At 41.3% G+C, this 21890-nt stretch carries 18 protein-coding genes; 6 read left to right on the top strand and 12 right to left on the bottom strand.

Annotation, left to right across the window (positions count from 1 at the left end):
* Nucleotides 1-133: 133 nt before the first annotated feature.
* The 4 genes from O9316_RS03365 to O9316_RS03350 all read right to left on the bottom strand — a co-directional run bounded on the left by O9316_RS03365 (nt 134) and on the right by O9316_RS03350 (nt 2653).
* Nucleotides 134-259, bottom strand: a complete 126-nt coding sequence (locus O9316_RS03365; protein ID WP_298204681.1) for a hypothetical protein — start codon at nt 257-259, stop codon at nt 134-136.
* Nucleotides 260-422: 163 nt separating this feature from the next.
* Nucleotides 423-1301 (bottom strand): hypothetical protein, encoded by an 879-nt coding sequence (locus tag O9316_RS03360; RefSeq protein ID WP_298204682.1) that lies wholly within the window; start codon nt 1299-1301, stop codon nt 423-425.
* On the bottom strand, nt 1301-1678 hold the full coding sequence (locus tag O9316_RS03355; RefSeq protein WP_298204683.1) for a DoxX family membrane protein: 378 nt from the start codon (nt 1676-1678) through the stop codon (nt 1301-1303). Before O9316_RS03355 ends, O9316_RS03360 begins: the two co-directional genes overlap by 1 nt.
* A 78-nt stretch (nt 1679-1756) precedes the next feature.
* On the bottom strand, nt 1757-2653 hold the full coding sequence (locus tag O9316_RS03350; protein WP_298204684.1) for a DUF4349 domain-containing protein: 897 nt from the start codon (nt 2651-2653) through the stop codon (nt 1757-1759).
* Between the two features lie 176 nt (nt 2654-2829).
* Between O9316_RS03350 and O9316_RS03345 the strand changes: the two genes are divergently transcribed.
* Genes O9316_RS03345 through O9316_RS03335 form a run of 3 tightly spaced genes read left to right on the top strand, consistent with a single transcriptional unit; the run spans nt 2830 to nt 7438 of the window.
* On the top strand, nt 2830-4134 hold the full coding sequence (locus O9316_RS03345) for an anthranilate synthase component I family protein (RefSeq protein WP_298204685.1): 1305 nt from the start codon (nt 2830-2832) through the stop codon (nt 4132-4134).
* A gap of 2 nt (nt 4135-4136) precedes the next feature.
* Nucleotides 4137-5444 (top strand): tRNA lysidine(34) synthetase TilS, encoded by a 1308-nt coding sequence (gene tilS, locus O9316_RS03340; RefSeq protein WP_298204686.1) that lies wholly within the window; start codon nt 4137-4139, stop codon nt 5442-5444.
* The gene (locus O9316_RS03335; protein WP_298204687.1) at nt 5441-7438 is read left to right on the top strand and encodes a cytochrome c biogenesis protein CcdA; all 1998 of its coding nucleotides are present in this window, start codon (nt 5441-5443) and stop codon (nt 7436-7438) included. The genes tilS and O9316_RS03335 overlap by 4 nt, the downstream gene beginning before the upstream one ends.
* A gap of 32 nt (nt 7439-7470) precedes the next feature.
* Here the strand turns inward: O9316_RS03335 and O9316_RS03330 are convergent, their stop codons facing one another.
* Complete coding sequence (locus tag O9316_RS03330) at nt 7471-7671, bottom strand: helix-turn-helix transcriptional regulator (RefSeq protein ID WP_298204688.1); 201 nt, start codon at nt 7669-7671, stop codon at nt 7471-7473.
* Nucleotides 7661-8140 (bottom strand): hypothetical protein, encoded by a 480-nt coding sequence (locus tag O9316_RS03325; protein ID WP_298204689.1) that lies wholly within the window; start codon nt 8138-8140, stop codon nt 7661-7663. The genes O9316_RS03330 and O9316_RS03325 overlap by 11 nt, the downstream gene beginning before the upstream one ends.
* Nucleotides 8141-8341: 201 nt before the next feature.
* Between O9316_RS03325 and O9316_RS03320 the strand changes: the two genes are divergently transcribed.
* Nucleotides 8342-9877, top strand: coding sequence for a YifB family Mg chelatase-like AAA ATPase (locus O9316_RS03320; RefSeq protein WP_298346977.1), 1536 nt, complete (start codon nt 8342-8344; stop codon nt 9875-9877).
* Nucleotides 9878-9888: 11 nt separating this feature from the next.
* The gene (locus O9316_RS03315) at nt 9889-10806 is read left to right on the top strand and encodes an alpha/beta hydrolase-fold protein (RefSeq protein WP_298204691.1); all 918 of its coding nucleotides are present in this window, start codon (nt 9889-9891) and stop codon (nt 10804-10806) included.
* Here O9316_RS03315 and O9316_RS03310 read toward each other — a convergent pair.
* The 6 genes from O9316_RS03310 to panB all read right to left on the bottom strand — a co-directional run bounded on the left by O9316_RS03310 (nt 10803) and on the right by panB (nt 21291).
* Nucleotides 10803-12134: a hydroxymethylglutaryl-CoA synthase gene (locus tag O9316_RS03310; protein WP_298204692.1), complete on the bottom strand. Its 1332-nt coding sequence runs from the start codon at nt 12132-12134 to the stop codon at nt 10803-10805. The two genes, O9316_RS03315 and O9316_RS03310, sit on opposite strands and share 4 nt — an antisense overlap.
* A gap of 697 nt (nt 12135-12831) precedes the next feature.
* Complete coding sequence (locus O9316_RS03305) at nt 12832-16866, bottom strand: PAS domain S-box protein (RefSeq protein ID WP_298205346.1); 4035 nt, start codon at nt 16864-16866, stop codon at nt 12832-12834.
* A 32-nt stretch (nt 16867-16898) separates the two neighbouring features.
* Entirely contained in the window at nt 16899-18227 is a 1329-nt protein-coding gene (locus O9316_RS03300; RefSeq protein WP_298205348.1) for an aldehyde dehydrogenase, read from the bottom strand.
* Between the two features lie 3 nt (nt 18228-18230).
* Nucleotides 18231-19598: a DUF5723 family protein gene (locus O9316_RS03295; RefSeq protein WP_298205345.1), complete on the bottom strand. Its 1368-nt coding sequence runs from the start codon at nt 19596-19598 to the stop codon at nt 18231-18233.
* A gap of 56 nt (nt 19599-19654) precedes the next feature.
* On the bottom strand, nt 19655-20347 hold the full coding sequence (locus O9316_RS03290) for an RluA family pseudouridine synthase (RefSeq protein WP_298205344.1): 693 nt from the start codon (nt 20345-20347) through the stop codon (nt 19655-19657).
* A 125-nt stretch (nt 20348-20472) separates the two neighbouring features.
* Nucleotides 20473-21291: a 3-methyl-2-oxobutanoate hydroxymethyltransferase gene (gene panB, locus O9316_RS03285; RefSeq protein WP_298205347.1), complete on the bottom strand. Its 819-nt coding sequence runs from the start codon at nt 21289-21291 to the stop codon at nt 20473-20475.
* A 104-nt stretch (nt 21292-21395) separates the two neighbouring features.
* On the opposite strand from panB, the gene O9316_RS03280 reads away from it, so the two are divergent.
* The gene (locus O9316_RS03280) at nt 21396-21833 is read left to right on the top strand and encodes a nuclear transport factor 2 family protein (protein WP_298205343.1); all 438 of its coding nucleotides are present in this window, start codon (nt 21396-21398) and stop codon (nt 21831-21833) included.
* Nucleotides 21834-21890 lie beyond the last annotated feature (57 nt).

Genomic DNA, 21890 nt, shown 5'->3' with positions numbered 1-21890 from the left:
ACAATCTAAAGCTCCGATTTAACCAAATTAAAGAACTAATTATTTTTTGGTTACAATTATTGTTCAACTTTTTCACTAAAAATAAAACCACTATTTTAATCGAAATTTAAAATAGTGGCTTTTTAAGGAATGACTAATTATGATTGTTGTAAAAAGTAGTATCTGCACACGCTGAAGCGATACGAATTTCATCCCAGGCCTCAGCACCAAAGCGCTGAACGATTAAACCTTCAATGGCTTGATTGACGACTCCATGCATAGCTTTTTTCTTTTTTCTAAAATTAAGAAAAAAAAACTTACAAAAAATATAAATTTTGATAATTTACAATGAGTTAACCTTTAATAGTGATTTTTTGAGGTGAAAATGTTAAAATACCTCTATAAATCGTACATTTTTCCCCTTAAAACTAACAAAGTAGCATTTAGAGTTTTTTCATTTCATGCGAAGGCCGATTGTTCCAATTGCGTTCCAATTGTTGCATGAATAATTGGTATTGCGAGCCAGAGTCTGCGTTTTGGTCTACCACTTGTCGCCATTCTTTAAATTTTTCTTCCTTTTTTTGGAGATAAAAATAATAGGCCATACTGGAACCAATTTCGCTTTTTAATCCTTTATCCTGTGTTTTTTCCAAACATTGCTGGTAGGTTTTCTCTGCCATTGTTATCATGCCCGAATTTAAAAAAGCAAAGGCCAATTCTTTGTAAAATAAGGGTTGCGAAGCATCATTTTCGAGGGCTTTGGTCAACAATGTAATCGTCAAATCGTACCTGCGAATGCCGTTGTAACTGTAGGCTAATTCCAATTCGACACCACTGTAATGCGTATTCTTTTCGTAGACCTTCTCCAATACCACTTGTGCCCGTTCAAATTCTCGGTCCGCATTTAGTGCTTTTCCAGTGATATAATAGCGCTGCATTTCATCGGCTACGTAATGGTATGTAAAACCTTGGGGTTGAAGGGGTAATTGCAATTTTTGCCGGTGTTGCTCTAGTAATCGGGCCATTTTAAAGTTGTATGCCCGTCCCAATCGAATACGATTCAATTCTTGCGTATCAATACCGTCGGGTACCATTTCGTTGGAAGTACCCAAATGGAAGCTCGTATGATAATGAAATACAATTCCTTCCTGAGGCAAAACATAAAGATAGCCCGCTACAAATTGCCCTTGTTTTTTTAAAGACGGAAACGCCACCCATTCTTGTACCGCATCTCCATAATGCACATCAAAAACCAAGTTGGGTTCTGGTTGTCCAAACAAACTAAAACCACTGAACCATAAAATTAAACTCCATTTGAACATTATCGAATTTTTAAAAGCGATTTATAATGGTTCCACTGTTGTAAAATTAAGTACATATTGGCCCCTAAAACAAAAAAGGCAATAGCTAAATTTTTGGGATCTAAAAACAAGTGAATCAAGGCAATATTTAGGCTTATAGGAAGTAAAATTAGAGGAGTGATTCGAGGAAAAAAGCCCCCGAGCAATGCCAATCCCGCGAGGAATTCAATTCCTTTTACCAAGGGAAGTAAGTACTGTGAAGCCATCAGGCCTTCCATGAAAAGAGCCATTTTTCCCACAGGAGGTTCAGGATTTCCTAAGTTAAAAAAATAGGCAATGGAAGCAAAAACCATTAAACCACCCAAAAGGATGCGGATAACCAACGTGGTTACTTTCATGATGCAAACGTTTATTGTACCAAAACTACAAAATAATATAAAACAAAAAACCACCGGATTCCTCCGATGGTTTGGTTTTTACTTTCGCCCCCAACGCCGATAGCCCATATAGCCCAATGTTCCTAGAACACCTAGTGGCCAAAAAAGAATGAGAAAAGAAAGTAGCTGCTCCAAGGCCGACCATCCAATTTTTGCATTTTCCCACAGTTGAAAACCAAGGGAGGGACGCAACCGTTCGGGCACACTTAAAAGGGCTTTTCGTTCATTGAGCACAGCCGGTTCTTGATATAATGCCAAGGTTAGCGTGGCATAACGCACCTTATCAGATAAAGCCAATTTCTCGATGTATTTCCCATCGGCTTGGGCTTGCTTGTCGCTGCGTTCCTTTTCGGCAGCTATGACGGGATCTAAACGGCCTTTATTGGTATCGATTTTTTGCGCCAAACGTTCGGCACTTTTTTGATGCCGCTGCTGTTCCAGTGTATGATTCAAAAGGTGTAGGGTTACATCCTCAGCGCCCAACTTTCGATAATCCAAATACACAATTTCTTGGGCAATGTGTTGCAACACCGAAGGCAGTTCCTGCTCAGGAATACGCAACGTGAGCGTGCTTTGGGTGTGGTATTGCGTGGTAACCCAAACACTATCGGCGCTCACTTGCGTTTCTTCTTGACGATCTACCACCGACGTCAAATCGCTTTGGGTAATAAATCCACCCGCGCGACTCACAGCTTGTTCAATGCGGTGGGTTGATTGTACTACATTGTTTACTTTGACCCGCGCTTCGCCACTACGGACAAATTTTTTTTCGGAAGAGGCCAAAGGTTTGGCGACTTCACTCGTCATTCCCTTTGAAGCCACAGCCACCGAATCGGTAGCATTCAGGGCTGAAGTGTGATCCGCTTCTTGCTTTTGACACCCCACACTTGTAATTAACATTCCTGCACTCAAGAGGAACAAAGCCTTTTTTTTCATACAATTAAAATTTAAAGTGATACAATAAGTGATTAAGTGTATTTATATTGCATAAAATGAGTTAGGATTAAAGAAGTAATTTGTTTTTTAATGGGGTTTTAATCGTAAGCTATAAAAATCGTGCCAAAGCCAAAACCCATTTTTATTCCGAATGAAAATGCATTACTTTTGACCGTATGCGAACGACCTTTCCAATAGCTATTGAAGTCACCCCTTTGTGGAAAAAAAAGTTACTTCACTATACACAAGAAGCCCGCGAAGTAGTTTATCTCGAGTCCAATGAACAAACGCATTTGTACAGCAAGTTTGATTGGTTGGTAGCGTGGGATGCTTTTACCGTTCGACAAACCGATACCCATCAAGCGTTTGCCGAATTGCAAGCCTATCAGTCGCAAACCCGCGATTGGTTGTTTGGGTATTTGGGTTATGATTTAAAAAACGATACCGAAGACCTGCATTCCCACAATTACGATGGTTTGGCGTTTCCCGATTTGTTTTTTTTTCAACCCAAAAAAATAATTTATTCCCAACAAGGTCAAGTATTTGCTGCCTATTTAAACGGTTGGGCAGAAGAATTGGAGTCCGATCTCGCCGCTATTGAAGCACAGACGCTTTCCCCTTCAAGTGCGCCCTCGATTCCGTTACAAGCCCGTATTTCCGAAAAAGCGTACCATGAGAAATTTAAAGAACTAGTGCACTACATTCAGCAAGGGGTGATTTATGAAGTGAATTTCTGTATGGAATTTTTTCAAGAAGGAGTCATTCTTAATCCGCAGGAGGTGTTTTTCCAATTGAATGCGCGCTCCGAACCCCCGTTTGCCGTTTTTTTAAAACAAGATGTTCGCTATTTACTTTCGGCTTCCCCAGAACGGTACTTACGAAAATCGGGAACAACTGTAATTTCACAACCCATAAAAGGGACGGCGCGGCGCGGCAACACGCCAGAAGAAGATGCACAACTGAAAATCGATTTGCAACGCAATGAAAAAGAGCGTTCAGAGAATATAATGATTGTCGATTTGGTCCGTAACGACTTGTCACGTACAGCCGAAAAAGGGAGTGTCGCCGTTGAAGCCTTGTGTGAAGTATATTCCTTCAAACAAGTGCATCAAATGATTTCTACCATTCGCAGTACGGTGGCCGAGGATTGTTCCCCCATATCACTGTTACAAACCACCTTTCCCATGGGAAGTATGACTGGAGCACCCAAAATTGCAGCCATGCAAATCATTGAAAAAGTGGAAGCAACAAAGCGTGGCATTTACAGTGGGGCAGTGGGGTATTTTACTCCTGAGGGCGACTTCGATTTTAATGTGGTGATTCGCAGTATTGCCTACAATGCCCAAAAAGGCTATGTTTCCGTTTCCGTTGGGAGTGCGGTTACAGCTCAAGCGAATGCCAACGATGAATATGCTGAATGTTTGTTGAAAGCAAAAGCGATGCAAGACGTATTGGGCGGCAAAATAAATCCGTATCTTTGAGTATGTTAAACGCGTTTCAACACCATATCAACCAAACTTTCCCTTTTTTACAACACCACCGTTGTCTTCTCGCGGTGAGCGGTGGAATCGATAGTATGGTTCTACTTTCCTTATGCCGCCAATTGGATTGGAACGTAGGAGTAGCACACTGCAACTTTGGTTTACGTGGCGAAGAGAGCGATGCCGATGAAATTTTTGTTCGCGAGTATTGCCGTGAAAACCGTATTCCCTTTTTTGTAAACCGATTTAACACGGCTGTTTTTGCAGAAGAAAAAGGCTTGTCCATACAAATGACCGCCCGTCAGTTACGCTACGATTGGTTTGAAACCTTGCGGGTGCGGGAAGGATATGATTATGTGCTGACTGCCCACCAAGCCGATGATGTGTTGGAAACCTTTTTGATCAATCTCACACGGGGTACAGGTTGGGATGGACTCACTGGAATACCCGCACAAAACGGAACTATAGTGCGACCGCTTTTGCCTTTTTCCCGAACAACGATTGAAAATTATGCGGCGGAGTACCTAATCTCATGGCGTGAAGATTCGAGCAACGGGAATTCCTACTACCAACGAAACGCCCTCCGGCATGAAGTCGTGCCTGTTTTGAAGGGCATGAATCCAGCTTTGTTGGAAAATTTTCAAAAAACCTTGGCTTATCTACAAGAAACGAAGACGTTAGCCGATTGGGCCGTAGCTAATTTTTTGGAACAGCATCTTTCCCAACACGGCAACGAATTTCATTTGGCAATTTCTCCCCTCAATAGTGTACCTTCCTCTAGAGCGCTTTTGTATTATTGGCTTAAAAATTACGGATTTACGGCTTGGGAGGATATTTATCAATTGCCTTTTGCAGAAACCGGGAAGCAGGTTTTAGCGCCTAATTTTATTCTTTTCAAAAACCGAACCCATCTGGTTTTGGCGGCTCGGCATGAACCACGTTTGGCGGTGTATACCATTGACCGCACCCAATTGCATCTTAATTTCCCCCTAAAATTGACGTTTTGTAATGTAAGTGACATTCAAAATGTAACGTCTTCAACTATATTTGTGGACGCTGATTTGCTGGAGTATCCGTTAACGCTTCGCAAATGGCAAGAAGGAGACCTTTTTCATCCCTTTGGATTGCAAGGCACTAAAAAGCTGAGCAAGTTTTTTAAAGATGAAAAGTTCAGCCTCACCGATAAAGAACGGCAATGGTTGTTGTGCTCGGGAAACAAAATAGTGTGGGTGATTGGCCATCGGGCTGATAACCGCTTCAAAGTGACGGAACAAACACAAACGATACTAAAAATTACCCTTTCCGAATGAGAAATTTTTGCTTAGCGATGCTTGCACTCCTGACCGGCTTCACGGCTTTGGGTCAGATTAAAACGCCTGTCAAATGGACGTCAAAAACCGAAAAACTTTCCGAAACCGAGTTTAATTTAATTGCCACTGGAACTATTGAAGAGGGTTGGCATGTATATTCTCAATTTACGCCCGATGGCGGGTCGTTGCCCATGGTGCTTACCTTCAAAAACACCAAAGGGAATTATGAATTAATAGGCAAAGCCAAAGAAAGCCCGTACAAAAAAGTGTATAGCGATATATTTGGTGTGGACGAATATTTATTCGAACATAAAGTGGTGGTGACGCAAAAGGTAAAAGTGACCAATCCGAAGCTGAGATCCATTCAACTTAATCTAGACTATCAAGTTTGTAAAGAACAGTGTATCAATGACAACAAGCTTTTTACCTTTGAACTCCCTGAAATCAAAGCAGCGGCCATACCGGCCCCAACGGTTCCCAAAGATACCCTTATTGCTGCAGGTGACACCACAAAATTAAAGTCCAAAGCTCCCGTTGAAAATGCGACAGCAACCGTTAAAGTGGCCAAAGGAGCTGTCGAAGACAAAAGTATATGGTCGATTTTCCTCTTGTCCTTTTTGGGAGGTTTTGCGGCCTTACTTACCCCATGTGTATTTCCAATGATTCCAATGACAGTAAGTTTTTTTACCAAACAGAGCAAAAATAAAGCCCAAGGCAAAAAGAACGCGATTATTTATGGGGTGTCTATTATTCTGATTTATATCGTACTCGGTTCATTGGTGACCGCTATTTTCGGAGCCGATGCCTTGAATGCACTGTCAACCAATGTATGGTTTAACCTACTGTTTTTTGCTTTATTGCTCTTTTTTGCCGCTTCATTTTTGGGGGCTTTTGAAATTGTGCTTCCCAACTCTTGGGCCAATAAAGTTGACCGTCAATCAGATCGAGGGGGATTGATTGGAATAGTATTCATGGCACTCGCTTTGGCCATCGTTTCGTTTTCTTGTACGGGTCCTATCGTGGGAACCTTACTTGTGCAAGCAGCTTCCAAAGGAGGGTTAGCTCCACTCATTGGTATGCTTGGATTCTCCTCTGCATTAGCATTGCCGTTTATGTTATTTGCCCTATTCCCAGGGTGGATGAATACATTACCAAAATCAGGCGGCTGGTTGAATACCGTTAAAGTATCCCTCGGATTTTTGGAATTGGCTTTGGCCTTTAAATTCTTATCCAATGCCGATTTAGTGTTGCAAAAACATTACTTCGAACGTGAGTTATTTTTAGCGGTATGGATTATTATTTTTGGCGCTTGGGCCGTGTATTTATTTGGGAAATTAACGCTGCCTCATGATAGTCCCGTCACCCATTTATCGGTGGGACGATTATTTATGGCTTTGTTGGTTTCCATTTTTACACTGTATTTAATCCCAGGATTGTGGGGTGCTCCTTTAAAACTCATTTCGGGTTTCCCACCACCCATGCACTATAGTGAAAGTCCCAACGGTTTGGGAGGCGGTGGCCATGCAGCAACGGGTACGTTACCAACAGGAGCCCATGTGGGTCCCCATGGAATTATCGCTTTTGACGATTATGAAACAGGATTGGCGTATGCTAAAAAAGTAAACAAACCGGTGCTTGTTGATTTTACGGGGGATGCCTGCGTGAACTGTCGCAAAATGGAAGATTTTGTGTGGTCCTCTGACAAGATTTTACCAATATTAAAAGATAAAGTGGTTCTCATTTCTTTGATTTGTGACCGGAAAATTGAATTGCCCAAAGCACAACAATACATCTCAAAGACCACAGGAAAAGAGATTGTTACGATTGGAAATAAATGGAGTGATTTTCAGATTACCCGATATCAAAATAATGCACAACCCTTGTATGTCATTCAATCGCCAGACGGTAACGATTTGAATGCTCCCGTAGGATACACTCCCGATATTCTAACGTATAAAAAATGGTTGGAAGACGGTATTAAAAACTTTAAGTAAAACGAAAATCCCAAGGAGCACTTGGGATTTTTTTAATCGTCCTCTTCCAATTCGAAGATTTCTTCTACCGGTTGTTCAAAAAAACGACTCAATTTCAGTGCCAACACCGTAGAGGGAACGTATTTTCCTTTCTCCATCGCATGAATCGTTTGCCGACTGACCTCAATGTGTTTCGCCAATTCCTCTTGCGAAATGTTTTTGGTGGCGCGCAATATTTTCAATTTATTCTTCATAGTCAGCCGATTTAGATACCTTATAAATACGGTAATGAAACCGCAAGATAAAAAAGAATAATAAGGTAAATAAGTTATGAATCAACACATTCATGTAGGCAACTCCAAAAACAAAAAGCGTCGTAAACAAAATGATACCATAGTTTAGGTAGGTGGCCCAAACCAAACTCTCATAGCGAAGACTGCTAATCATTTCATCCTCATTTTTCGTTTTTGAAAATCCTACTAAAAGTCCATCTCCAATCACCATTACCGTTAAAAGTTCGTCCGCAATGCCATTTTCCACCCATGTAAACCACCCTGATGTCCCCAAAATGGGATCACTGTAGAGCGCTAAAACTTTGGTTTGTAAAAAATCATCGAGGCTCACATTCAAAAACGATCCGACAAGTACCAACATAATCCCCGGAATGAAAAGCAACCATCCCACCATTTTCCATGAATTTGGAAATAAAAAATTTGTTTTCATAGTACAGTAATTAAAAAGAACAATTCAAATGTAAAGCATATTTTACATATTGACAAATATAGTTTACAAAAAGTTAATAGTGTTTTACATTTTAGCTTTCGTGGTATTGAAATAACGACCAAAAAGGCAGTGGATGTTTTATTTCAAGAAAAAAGAAGTACCTTCGTAAGTATAATATTAGCCTAATTTAAATTACATGCCATGTTAGTAAAAGTTTTTGGCAGCGCCGTCTTTGGCGTAGAAGCCACCACCATCACTGTAGAAGTTAATGTTGACAAAGGAATCGGGTACCATTTGGTGGGCCTCCCCGACAATGCCATCAAAGAAAGTAGTTACCGTATTGCGGCCGCATTGAAAAACAACGGGTACGAATTGCCCGGAAAAAAAATCACCATCAATATGGCGCCAGCTGATTTGCGCAAAGAGGGTTCAGCGTACGACCTGACTTTGACGTTGGGAATTTTGGTAGCGAGTGGCCAATTGCAAACCGATTTTTTGGATCAATACATCATCATGGGGGAATTGTCGCTCGACGGGGGATTGCAACCCATACGCGGGGCACTTCCCATTGCCATTAAAGCCCGTGAGGAAGGCTTTAAAGGAATTCTTTTACCGCAACAGAACGCACAGGAAGCGGCCATAGTCGATGATTTGGAGGTCTATGGAATCGAAAATGTTTTACAAGTCATCGATTTTTTCTCCGGAACGTCTACGCTCGAACCCGTTACCGTCAATACGCGGGATACATTTTTTCAAGCTATGGAATTTCCTGAATTTGATTTTGCCGATGTCAAAGGACAAGAATCCATCAAACGGTGTATGGAAATTGCCGCAGCAGGAGGGCATAACATCATTCTCATCGGTCCCCCAGGCGCAGGAAAAACCATGTTGGCCAAACGGTTGCCGAGTATTTTACCTCCTATGACCCTGCGTGAAGCCCTAGAAACTACCAAAATTCATAGTGTGGCGGGGAAAATCAAAGAGGTGGGACTCATTAGCCAACGCCCTTTTCGGAATCCGCATCACACCGCTTCAAGCGTTTCCTTAGTAGGAGGAGGGAGCTACCCGCAACCGGGGGAAATTTCTTTGGCGCACAACGGTGTCCTTTTTCTGGATGAATTGCCCGAGTTCAAACGGGAAGTACTCGAAGTAATGCGGCAATCGCTCGAAGACCGTGAGGTTACCATTTCAAGGGCGAAGTTCACCATTACGTATCCGTCTTCTTTCATGTTGGTCGCGAGCATGAATCCTAGTCCGGGCGGTTTTTTTAATGATCCCGATGCCCCCATAACGACATCACCTGCCGAGATGCAGCGTTATTTGAGTAAAATTTCGGGGCCGCTACTCGACCGTATTGACATTCACATTGAAGTCACCCCAGTGCCGTTTGATAAGTTGGCCGATACCCGCCGTGCAGAGAGTAGCACCGTGATTCGACAGCGGGTGATCGCAGCGCGTGACCTACAAACCCAACGTTTTGCCGAGTACCCCAATATTCATTACAATGCACAAATGAGTACGCAATTGATTCGAACCTATTGTGAATTGGATGCATCCTCACTAACTTTGCTCAAAAATGCCATGGAACGGCTCAATTTGTCGGCCCGAGCTTATGATCGAATTTTAAAAGTAGCCCGAACCATAGCCGATTTAGAAGCCCATCCTAAAGTTGAAGCGGCGCATATTGCAGAAGCCATTCAATACCGTAGTTTGGATCGCGATGGATGGTTGGGGTAAAAGAAACGCGTATGAAATATTTATTTTTTATTTGGTTGGCCATGATGTCGTTACAGGCCCAAGAAATACCTAAGGTAGTGTCCGGAACCCTAGAGCGTTTGGCTGATTTTCCATCCAATTATGTGACTCCGCGTCATGTCGATGTGTGGTTGCCTGAAGGGTATTCGGAAGCCAAAAAATACAATGTGCTCTATATGCACGACGGGCAAATGCTTTTTGACCCCAATACCACTTGGAACAAACAAGCTTGGGAGGTGGATAATGTATTGAGTGAACTCGCCCTAATGGGAAAGATTCAAGATTGTATTGTGGTTGGGGTGTGGAATGGGGGAGTAACGCGTCATGCTGATTATTTTCCTCAAAAACCCTTTGAACAGTTATCAATACGGCAGCAAGATTCGCTTTACCAAGTGAACCGTCCCAATGGGAATTCGGTTTTTCAACACTATACTGTGCAATCAGACAAGTATTTGAAATTTTTGGTCAAAGAACTCAAGCCCTATATCGATCGCCATTATGCGGTTTATACCGATGCGGCTCATACGTTTATTGCGGGCAGTAGTATGGGAGGGTTGATTTCGATGTATGCGCTCTGTGAGTATCCGAAGGTATTCGGGGGCGCGGCATGTTTGTCTACCCATTGGCCCGGCGTTTTTTCAATGGAAAACAATCCAATTCCAGCTCAATTTATACGGTATTTACAAAAACATTTGCCCAAGGTGAATACCCGAAAAATCTATTTTGACTTCGGAACCGCCACGTTAGATGCACTCTATGAACCCGTTCAACAACAAGTCGATGCGGTGATGCGCGCCAAAGGTTGGAACGCATCGCATTGGATTACCCGAAAGTTTGAAGGTGAAGACCATAGCGAACTGGCTTGGCAAAAACGATTGGCCATTCCGATACAGTTTTTGTTGGGACATTAACGAAACCCATAATAGCGCGCGCCAACTAATACAGGATTTTCTTTTTCGATTTTTTCCAAAACAAAGCCTTGCGGTGTGCCTACGGGGACTGTTATTTCCTTTTTGTGTAATTTTTCGTAGGTATAAAAATCGATGGCTTTCCGTTGTTCAAGGGTTTGAAACAATTCAACAGCTTGAATCGCTTCTCGCCAACCGGGTTGTATTTGCCCTTCAAAGACTTTAGCCTTCGAACCGCTTCCGTAAGCAATGAATCCAACCGTTTGTGCTGCAAGTTCTTCGGTTTGTGTCGCCGCCTGACTCAATCCTGACAGCAGGCTCAAGAAAATCGACCCCGTATAGAGATTCCCCATGACTCCCGAGGCTTTTTCACTGGGGGCAATTTTTTGAGCGACCAAAGTGCGATAAGCATCACTTTTGGCAATGGCTTTCAACTCCTCCGCGCCCGATATTTCAGGATGTTTCTCTTGCGCATAGATACTGCTAAACGTGCGACGGGCCTGGAAACAATAAGGTAAATGCATAAACAATTGCGCCCAACGGTCGAAGTGTATTCCTTCTTGGGGACGTAATTGTTTAAAATGCTGGTAGGCTTCAGTAATGCGATTGATGTAACAGGTATTGGAATACTGGCCGTCGAAAACGGGTTGTTCTTTGTAAAGGGTTACCTCATTTTCCAAAATTCCCATCCATTCGGGATTATCATTCCTTCCCGTAATTGACGCTTTTGAAACCGTTTGTCGTGGTTTGAAAAAATCAAAGACCCCTTCGGTCCCAATGCCGGTAACATTATCCAGTGCTACAATTCGCGGCTGGGCACTGATCAGTAAGGCTAAGGCACCAGCACCTTGCGTGTACTCGCCAGACGAACCCAAATCGTATTTGGCAATATCTGTGGTTACGACTATGGCTTTTTGAGTTGGGTTGAGCCGCACAAAATCAATGCAACTCTGCAAAGCATCAACACCACCAATACAGGCAAAAGTGTGGTCTACGGTGTCACAATGTTTGAACGATCGTGTCCCAAAACGGGATTCAAGCAACGAAATGATATACGAGCCAATGGGCTTCGAACTGTCAACGCCACTTTCACTACCCACGTAAATTCGGGCAATGGCTTCGGGGGACAATTGCGTCTGTTTGAGCAAACGATACACAGCATTGGCTGCAAAGGTCACCACATCTTGCGAAACATCGGGAATGGCCATTTGGTGTAAGCCCAATCCTTGGGTTAGTTTGTCCGCTTCGATATGGCGGTGTTGCGCCAATTCGGGTATGGGAAGGTAGAGTTGAGGGAAATCAAACGCGATGAAATCAATACCAATATGCATAGCTTTTTTTAGGGTAAAATTACATACCTAGAGGTAAAATAAGGTATGAGATTTCCGAAAAATAGCACAGATTGTAACGAATTACGACATCAATAAAATTGCTATTTTTTAATTGGGAGAATGATAAAAATGAGGGTGATTTTTTAGTTATTTAAAAGTGCTGTGTAAATATTTTTATATACTTATTCATCTTTTTAAACTCTTCTTTAGATGTGCTATACTTAAAAATATATTCAACAAAAATGCTCCAATTCCTATTAAAAAACTGTATAAAATTATAATCTGTATATTTTCATTTTCATACCAATAATTTTCAAAAAAGTAACGTTTTGGAAGTCTGTTTTGTTGAAGAAAATCTACTAGTAAATATAAAAATATTGAAATAGATTTAAATACTATATGCAAAAGTGCTATGTTCAGGTTGAAATGTTTTCTTAAAATGAAATAGAATAATGTGGGAATTGAAAACAAATAGAATATGAAATAATTAAAACTTGATTTGTCAATTACATAGAAAGTGTCATAATAATTTAGCACAAAACTTCGATCCCGTAAATATCCTAATAGATAGCATAGCAAGCCTATTAAAACGAATGAAATAAGTAGTATGTATCTTTTCATAGTCTCGGTTTTGGGTTTACCGCTTACATAACTTCTATACATCCAATAAAAGAAATTCTTTATTCATTTTTTTTAATTATCCCTTACTTTTTAACCATTTGTGCAAAAGCTGTTCCAACACCTCTTTTACGATAGGTTTGGACGTATAATCGTCCATGCCCATTTCTAAGCATTTTTCCTTTTCCCCCATTACAGTACCAGCGGTTAAAGCGATAATGGGCACATGTTTCCCTTTCTCCGTTTTTCGAATCTCTTGGGTGGCTTCATATCCATTTTTTACGGGCATTTGAACATCCATGAGGATGATATCGGGATGTAAAACATTGTATTTATCCACACCTTCTTGACCGTTTATGGCTTCATAAAGCGTGCCATTGGGAACAATTTGTTTGACCAACGTCTTGGCCAATAGCATGTTTATTTTGTTGTCTTCTACAATTAGTATCTTAAAGTTTTCATGTCCAAAATCGCTAAAATCTTCTTTTTCTATGCTAACTTCAATGTTTTCAATACTGTCAATAACCTTATGATTGGTGGCTTTGAGGATGATATCAAAGAAGAATTCTGAACCTTTGCCAACTTCACTTTTGAGTTTCAATTGGCTTTGCATTAAGGCCAAGAGCTGATTCGAAATGGTTAGTCCGAGGCCTGTGCCCCCAAATTTTCGTGTGGTCGAATTATCGCCTTGTGAAAACGCCTCAAAAATTTGCTCTTGAAACTCCTTACTGATTCCAATTCCCGTATCGGTAACGCTAAATCGCAATCGACTTTGTGATTCCCCAATCAGTTCCAAATTGGTAATCGTCAATTTGACCGAACCTTTTTCTGTAAATTTTACGGCATTGCCGAGAAGATTGATCAATATTTGTTTGAGGCGAACGCTATCGGTCCAAATGTATTGTGGCACCTCTTTTTTTACCACCAAATCAAATTGTAAGTTTTTACGATTGGTGTCGTACTTAACCAATTCCACGACTTGATTCAGTAATTCTTTGAGGTCGTAACGACGAACATCTAGCTCTAGTTTCCCCGATTCGATTTTGGAGAAATCCAAGATATCGTTGATAATATCCATGAGTGATAAGCCCGATTCGTTAATCGTATTCATATAGCTCCGTTGAATCGCCTCGAGATTGGTATTTTTAAGCAAATCGGTGAATCCAATAATTCCATTCAATGGAGTTCGAATTTCATGACTCATATTGGCCAAAAATTCCGATTTCGCTCGGTTAGCCGCTTCAGCGTATTCTTTGGCTTTGATGGCTTCTTCAGCTTCTTTTTGTCGCGTAATATCAATTAAAATTCCTTCGATATACTTTTCACCGTAGTCGTTTTGAATGACGCCTCCAAATTCTTCAACCCATTTGTAATTGCCTTCATGATGTAAAATCCGGTAGGTGTGGCGTATTTTATGCAAGTCGGTAAAGGCTTTTTCATAGGCTTTCATAACGCCGTCACAATCATCAGGATGAATTAAACCGCCAAAACCGATTTTATGATTCGTTAATTGCTGTTTGGTAAGTCCGGTTAATTTTTCAATTTCATCATTCAAATACAAATAACTGTATTCTTCATCCGAATGACAGAGGTAAACGGTGCCGGGAATATTGTTGGCCAACAATCGAAAACGTTCTTCATTTTCTCGAATAATCCCCTCATTGACATTGCGTTCAAGGGAAGAAGAGACGATTCGTGCTAGAGTACCTAAAATAGTAACTTCTTCCTCCATCCAAATACGCTCTTTTTCAGTATCATCTAAAATGATAAATCCTTCTAACTTTTCATTTACCCTTACAGGTAATAGTAAAATAGATTTTGAATTAATTTGTTCAAGGAAGTTACGAATTTCAGCATCCTTTATATTTTTTACTTTACTGTAATAGACATTTTTATCATTAAGTGTGTCAAAAATCACCGTAAATTTTTCATAAGGTAAATTTTGTAAATGAGGATTAATATCAATTAATGTCTTTAATTGGTTGTTCCAACGATTTCGCTGACTAAAAGAATAATTTTCATAATCAAATTCAAAATAAGAAATTCTACTTACATCAATTACTTTTCCTAATGAATTCAATACTTCATTAAACATTTCATACTTGTTTTTTATCGCAATGAAACGTGTAGTGAAATTGGTGATTTCAGTCAATATTTGATTTTTATATTCCAATTTTGCTTCCGCTTCCAAGCGTTGGTGCGTTTCGATGGCAGCTGCCAAAAAATCACTTATGGACCGAGCAAAAACAATATCTTCAGCATCCCATTCTTTTTTCTTCGTATCCGATTCCAAGCACAATACACTGTGGAGTTTCCCATTGATATAAATGGGGGTGTCCAACATCGATTGGGTATTGTAATCTTGAAAATAGGTAGCTACAAACTCTTGTGTGAGAGGGTTTTCAAGTACATCATCGGCAACAATTTGGGACTCATTTTCAATAGCTTCAAAGTATTTAGGAAACTCTTTTTTGGGAACGATTGCACCTGACTCGAACTCATTTTTATTTTTGATATATACTTTTTCACAAAAGATTTGGTCCGTTTGATACAACCAAAAACCTACGCGATTAATGTCGATTTTTTTGGCAATAATTCGCAATACTACTTCCAAAAAATGGCCAAAATTATCACCGTCCGGTTGGTTTTTTAACGTTAAATCTTTGATGGCATCATTGTATCGTTTGATTTTTTTCTCCCGCCGAATGTTTTCAATCTCCATTTGACGTTGCATCGTTATATCACGAGCAATAACCGTATAACCAATAACATTCCCCGCTTCATTACGTTTGAAGGTAACGTTTTGGGAGAGCCAAATGGTTTCTCCTTTACGATTAATAACAGGAACAACTAAAGTGGGAAAGGCATTGTTTTTAAGACCTTTAAGCGAATAAAAATCTTTAATTCGTTTGCGATGGTCTTTGTGGACTAAATCCAAAAATAATTTTTTATAAAACTCTTCCTGACTATATCCGGTCAGCGTTACTCCATGTTTGTTGATAAAGGTGAAATACCCCAAATGATTAATTTCATAAATCAAATCATTCGCATTTTCAATCAGATTTTCATACTGATTTTGGATATTCTGTTGCTCTGTAACATCTTGACCGATTCCAATGGTTAAATCGTCGGAAAACTTTTTATCCTTCCACTGTATATAACGATACTCCCCGTTTTTGGCTTTCAGTTTTCGAACGTGTAGGCGCCCGTCGATATAGTTATCATGGTACGCTTCACCAATAAATTCAGGATCTTCTGTCAATTCCCAAAAACGCAATCCCAAAACCTCTTCGGGTTCATACCCCAAAAAATTACGCACTTGCTCACTACAGTAGAATAACGCTCCTTGGCGGTTGGTAGCGATAGTAAGAATGTTTCCTTTGTTTAAAATTTCATTGGCAAATAAAAATTTATTCCGTGTATTTACCGTTGCTAAATGTATCGAAGCATGAATGGCAATGATTAACAAGCAACACGCAACAAGAATAATAACATCTTTCGCTGGAAGAATGTTTTGTAAAAATACACTAAAAAGGAACAATGAAAACAAGGTTACAAAGGTCCAATACTGCACCAAGTTTTTGAAAACATAGTAACTCAAGAAAAAATTCAGCAAAAGTGAACAGTAAAGCATTAATTCGTAGCTAATAAACATCAAGCTAACGAGATTGCCAATAAAATCAATGATATATACCGTGATGAATAATGGGACAAAAAAACGCTTGAGCCAAGTAGTTCGTGTATTGATCCAATAAATGCCTAAAAGAATAAAACCTATTATAGTTTTTACTAATAACAAACTTTGACTGCGCACCGAGAACAGCTCCAATACTAACTCTATCAATGGTAATGAAATCCCTAAGATAAGCAACAACATATTGTAGATTTCCTCTTTGGGTGCAAATTCAGAATAGTTGTGAATGAAACTGTTTTTCTTTTGTTTATGCTGAAACACAGCGTAGGTCATGTAGACCACCAGAAATAAAACCGCCAAAACCACAAACCATTTTTCCAAATGATAGGGTTTGACAATATGAATTTTATGCGCCGTTTGTAACGGGGATTGCAGTGCTAATAGAAATTGGGTCAATAGCATATATGCGTAAAGTGTCATTAGGGTTTAGACTCTTACAAGTTACAACTATTTCACAGATAGCGCATGATTTTTTTTACAATTTTTAGCTTTCCTCTGTAAGGCGCAAATCGCATTGGAACTTCTCCCCAAAAGGGCTTTTGGGTGACTGCTTTTCGATGGCTAAACGTTTCAAATCCCCAGTGCCCGTGATAGCTGCCCATGCCGCTATGACCCACACCGCCAAAAGGCATGCGCTTGTTGTTGAAATGCAATACGGTATCGTTGATACAACCGCCGCCAAAACGAAAGGTCTCAATTTGTTTTTGGGCCCAAGCAGTAGAATTAGAGAATACATATAATGCCAAGGGCTTTTCAAATTGTCCGATTTTTTGTTGTAGCTCCCCTTCGTTAGTATAAGAAAGTATAGGAAGTAACGGGCCAAAAATTTCCTCTTGCATCAATGTGCTAGACGCGATAGGATTTCGAATAAGTGTAGGGGCAATATAGCGCTCTTCCGCCTCATACGTTCCCCCAAAAACTACGGAACCCTCCGAGAGCATTGCAACCAACCGTTGCCAGTGCTTATCGCTAATGATACGCGCATAATCGGGAGACCCTTGCGGGTTTTTGCCATAAGCTTCAAGTATAGCCTGCTGCAATGCTTCTTGCAATTGCTCAATGATTCGCGCATCGGCCAAAATATAATCGGGGGCAATGCACGTTTGTCCCGCATTGATAAATTTTCCCCACACAATGCGTCGTGCCGTTCCTTTCAAATCTGCATCCGCTGCCACGATACACGGACTCTTTCCACCCAATTCCAAGGTCACAGGCGTAAGGTGTTGTGCCGCCGCCGCCGCTACTATTTTTCCCACGGCCACACTTCCTGTAAAAAAGATATAATCCCACCGTTGCGCCAAGAGACGCTGGGCAACCGTGGCATCGCCTAGTTCAACTCGAACTTCATCAGGATAGAATACTTCGGAGATAATCGTTTGGATACAAGCTGAAGTGTGCGGTGTAAGTTCGGAGGGCTTCAATACGACTCGATTGCCCGCTGCAATAGCGGCTACCAAGGGCGACAAGGCCAACTGAAAGGGGTAATTCCAAGGGGCGATAATCAATACTTCGCCATAAGGTTGCCGGTAAATTCGGTCGGTATTGGGAAACGTGAGTAAAGATGGCCAAACCCACTGCGGTTTTGCCCAGTGGTTCAAATGGGTTAGGGTATAGGAAATGTCGGCAATTACATACTGGGTTTCAGTGACTACCGTTTCAAAAGCTGGTTTTCGAAAATCGCAGTATAAGGCCTCAATAAGCGCTTCTTCGTGTGCGATTATGGCTGCACGAAGGGCTTTTAATTTCTCTTTGCGATAGCGGATGTCAGTGGCCAGCTTCATCATTTAGAAGATTCCAATACGCCACCCCATATACAAGTCGGCTTGCTTGGGATTGGTCATCAACGCGGTAACACCCGAACTTGACCCTACAAAAAAGCCACCGGCACGGAACGCCAAGCCGGTATTAAAGCCTGAAATTTCATTTTGGGTGAAGGGAACAAAAATTTCGAAAAAGCCCAAATCCACATGAGGCGTCACGATGAATGTATTTTGTGCAGCAATTTGATCGTTGACCTCCACATTATTTAAGCGTTGCAACAAATAGGCCGAAACAAACAACTTCGGAATAATTTTGACATCGCCATACAACGCGAGTGTGGTGGGGAGTTGTACCCGAAAATCGCGCGTTCCATCGGTTCGTGTCAAATAACCGCTATTCAATAAAATCGTCTCGATTTCACGCAAACTTTCAACATTTTCGAATTGATTTAAGTTCAAACTTTGGGTACCTTGTATCGAAAGGGTGTAATTGGTCGATTGGTTGTTGTTGTCGTTGAAGGTCATCGCGCCCAAGTTGCGAATCGCCAATCCCAAGTTGAGTTTGTATCGATTTTGATTTTTCTTCGGATTTTCGGGCGGTGTATCACGCAATTGGTAATTGATTCCAATATCAGCCCCCACGCCATTTAATCCTCCAAAAGCCGATTCACGGTAGTTGTCAAATTGGGTAAAACTGTTGGCTAACGTTCCCGAATAGGCAAAGTTAACCGAAGCTTGGGTATTGGTTAATAAAGCAATGCCTCCCACCCGCGAAATTGTGCCATTAAAGCGATCCATCCCCAAGTTGGCATACGACCCTGGAAACAAAAGTTTTCCAGTGATCCCCACATTGAGTTTGTGCTTGGCTTTGTTCACCAAACTAAACGCTGCAGTAGCCCCAAGTTCGCCCCAAGTCGTTCCATTTACCCGTTGGTTGTAATTGTTTGCCACCGTAGCCGAACCACCAACCAACGCATTGATACCTGCATTGACAAAGGCATCACCCAAACGTGGGTCCACATCAATAATATCTAAATTACCGTGAAAAGTACTGCTAATGCCTAGGGTCCAACGTTTAAACTTTACGCTCATACCCAACCCCATGGCTTGTACATTGGCCCTCAGGTTTACAGGATCGGTACCGCGAAAAAGGATGTTTTCGAGGTTGTCATTATTGATAATATCATCAACCCCCAATTTGTTATTGCTCACTCGAGCATTGAAACCAATGAGGTGAATGTCAAATTTGTTGGATTGATTGTGAAGTTCAGCAGGGTTGAACTGTGCATTAAGCACACCTACACGACTCGATAAACCAATACCCGTGTACTGTTCTTGTGCTGAAATTGAAAGACTAAAGAGTACCAAAAGCGGTAGCAACTGTTTTTTCATAGGTGGGGGATTTGGGTTAAAGGTACTTATTTTTAACAAATGAATAGCATAGAATTTTAGCGGACTGCATTCCACAACACATCCTCGGGGGGCGGTGCAATGAGGGTTATGGGTTCTTTAGCTACGGGATGAATAAATTGCAATTGACGGGCATGCAAATGAATTCCTCCATCGGGATTGCTTCGAGGAAAACCGTATTTTAAATCCCCTTTGATGGGGCAACCGATAGCCGCCAGTTGGGCTCGTATTTGGTGATGTCGTCCGGTATGCAACGCTATCTCCAATACGGTATACCGATCCAAAACGCGCAAGGTGGTATACGATAATTGGGCCAACTTGCTGTCGGGAACTGCTTTTAGATAAGCTTTTGAGGTATTGTTTTGCGGATTCCGTTTGAGGTAATGCGTCAAGGTAGCTTCGGCTTGTGGTGGCGGTTGTTGCACTACAGCCCAATATGTTTTTTGTGTTTCCCGTTGGCTAAACAAGGCATTCATCCGCTCCAAAGCTTTGGATGTTCGGGCAAAAACTACCAAACCTGTGGTGGGGCGATCTAACCGATGGACTACACCCAGGAAAACATCGCCGGGTTTATGGTATTTCTTTTTTAAATACGCTTTAACCAAATCCGGCAAAGGGGTATCGCCCGTTTTATCGCCTTGCACCAAATCGCCTACCCGTTTGTTAACCACAATCAAGTGGTTGTCTTCATACAACACCTGTAGGTTTTCGGGTGTGCTTACAATTTTCATAAAAAAAGAGTTAGTGCGTGTTTGGGTGGTTAAATTTCAATGGCAATTTCAAAATTCAATGACAATGACAATTTCAAAATTCAATGACAATGGCAATGTCAAATTCAAAATTCTCAATAACAAAATTAGTATTGCTCATTCGCATTGGGGAAGTCCTTCGTTTTCACATCAGTGACATACTGTCCAATGGCTTGCGACATGTCTTCATACAAGTTCATATACCGTCGTAAGAACCGTGGACTAAACTCATGGGTCATGCCAATCATATCATGGAGCACCAAGACTTGACCGTCAACACCGCTGCCTGCCCCTATACCAATGACCGGAATATGCAATTGTGAAGCGACTTTTTCGGCCAATGCCGCGGGTATTTTTTCCAACACCAGCGCAAAACAACCCAAACGCTCTAAGAGTTTGGCATCTTCCAACAATTTTTCGGCTTCAGCCTCTTCTTTGGCACGCACGGTGTAGGTACCAAATTTATAGATCGATTGTGGCGTGAGTCCCAAATGCCCCATCACTGGGATACCTGCATTCAAGATTTTCTTGATCGAATCTTTGATTTCCGAGCCGCCCTCCAATTTTACCGCATGCCCTCCACTTTCTTTCATAATGCGAATGGCCGATCGCAAAGCTTCTTTAGGGTCCGATTGATAGGTTCCAAAAGGTAAATCCACAACCACCAATGCACGGTCTACCGCTCTCACTACCGACGAAGCATGGTAAATCATTTGGTCTAAGGTGATGGGTAAGGTCGTTTCATGTCCCGCCATCACATTACTCGCTGAATCGCCTACCAAGATCACGTCGACACCCGCCGAATCCACGATTTTAGCCATCGTATAATCATAGGCCGTGAGCATGGATATTTTTTCACCTTGGGCTTTCATATCGACCAAGGATTTGGTGGTTATTTTTTTGTAATCTTTTTTGGCTACCGACATGGGTGTATGGTTTTTGAGGTTGATGGTTGTAAAAGTAGTAAAATCGATTTGTTTTTTTAACACAAATACGGTATTTTTACACGTTAGAAAACCATGAGAACCCGATGAGAACATTTCTTTTTTACTGCTGTTTATTTTTTAGCCTTACAACATTCGCGCAAGAAGCGGTCGTAAAGCAAACGATAGAACAATTTTTTGAAGGCTTTCACCAACGCGATTCGCTCAAAATGAGAGCGGTTTGCAATCCTTCACTACGCTTGCAATCGATTACCACGACGCAAACCAAAGGAACCCAACTCACGGAAGACCCGCCTGCGCGTTTTTTTCAATCCATTGCCTCTTTGCCTGCTGCTTTAGCCATTGAAGAACGCATTCTAAGTTACAGCATTCAAATCGACGGCGCCATGGCTGTAGCATGGACCCCCTATCAATTTTATATCAACGGAAAATTAAGTCACGAGGGGGTCAATGTATTTACGTTATACCTCGAACAAGGCACATGGAAAATCATCAGTATTATCGATACCCGACGACGTTCATGAGAATCTTTTTTTGGCTTCTATTTCCGCTGCTTGCTTGGGGACAAACCGATTTGTTGC

The sequence above is a fragment of the Flavobacterium sp. genome (genome assembly GCF_027533505.1).
Classification (GTDB): domain Bacteria; phylum Bacteroidota; class Bacteroidia; order Flavobacteriales; family Flavobacteriaceae; genus Flavobacterium.
Note: the sequence above shows the minus strand (reverse complement) of the source record. Positions and strands in the feature narration are given on the sequence as shown.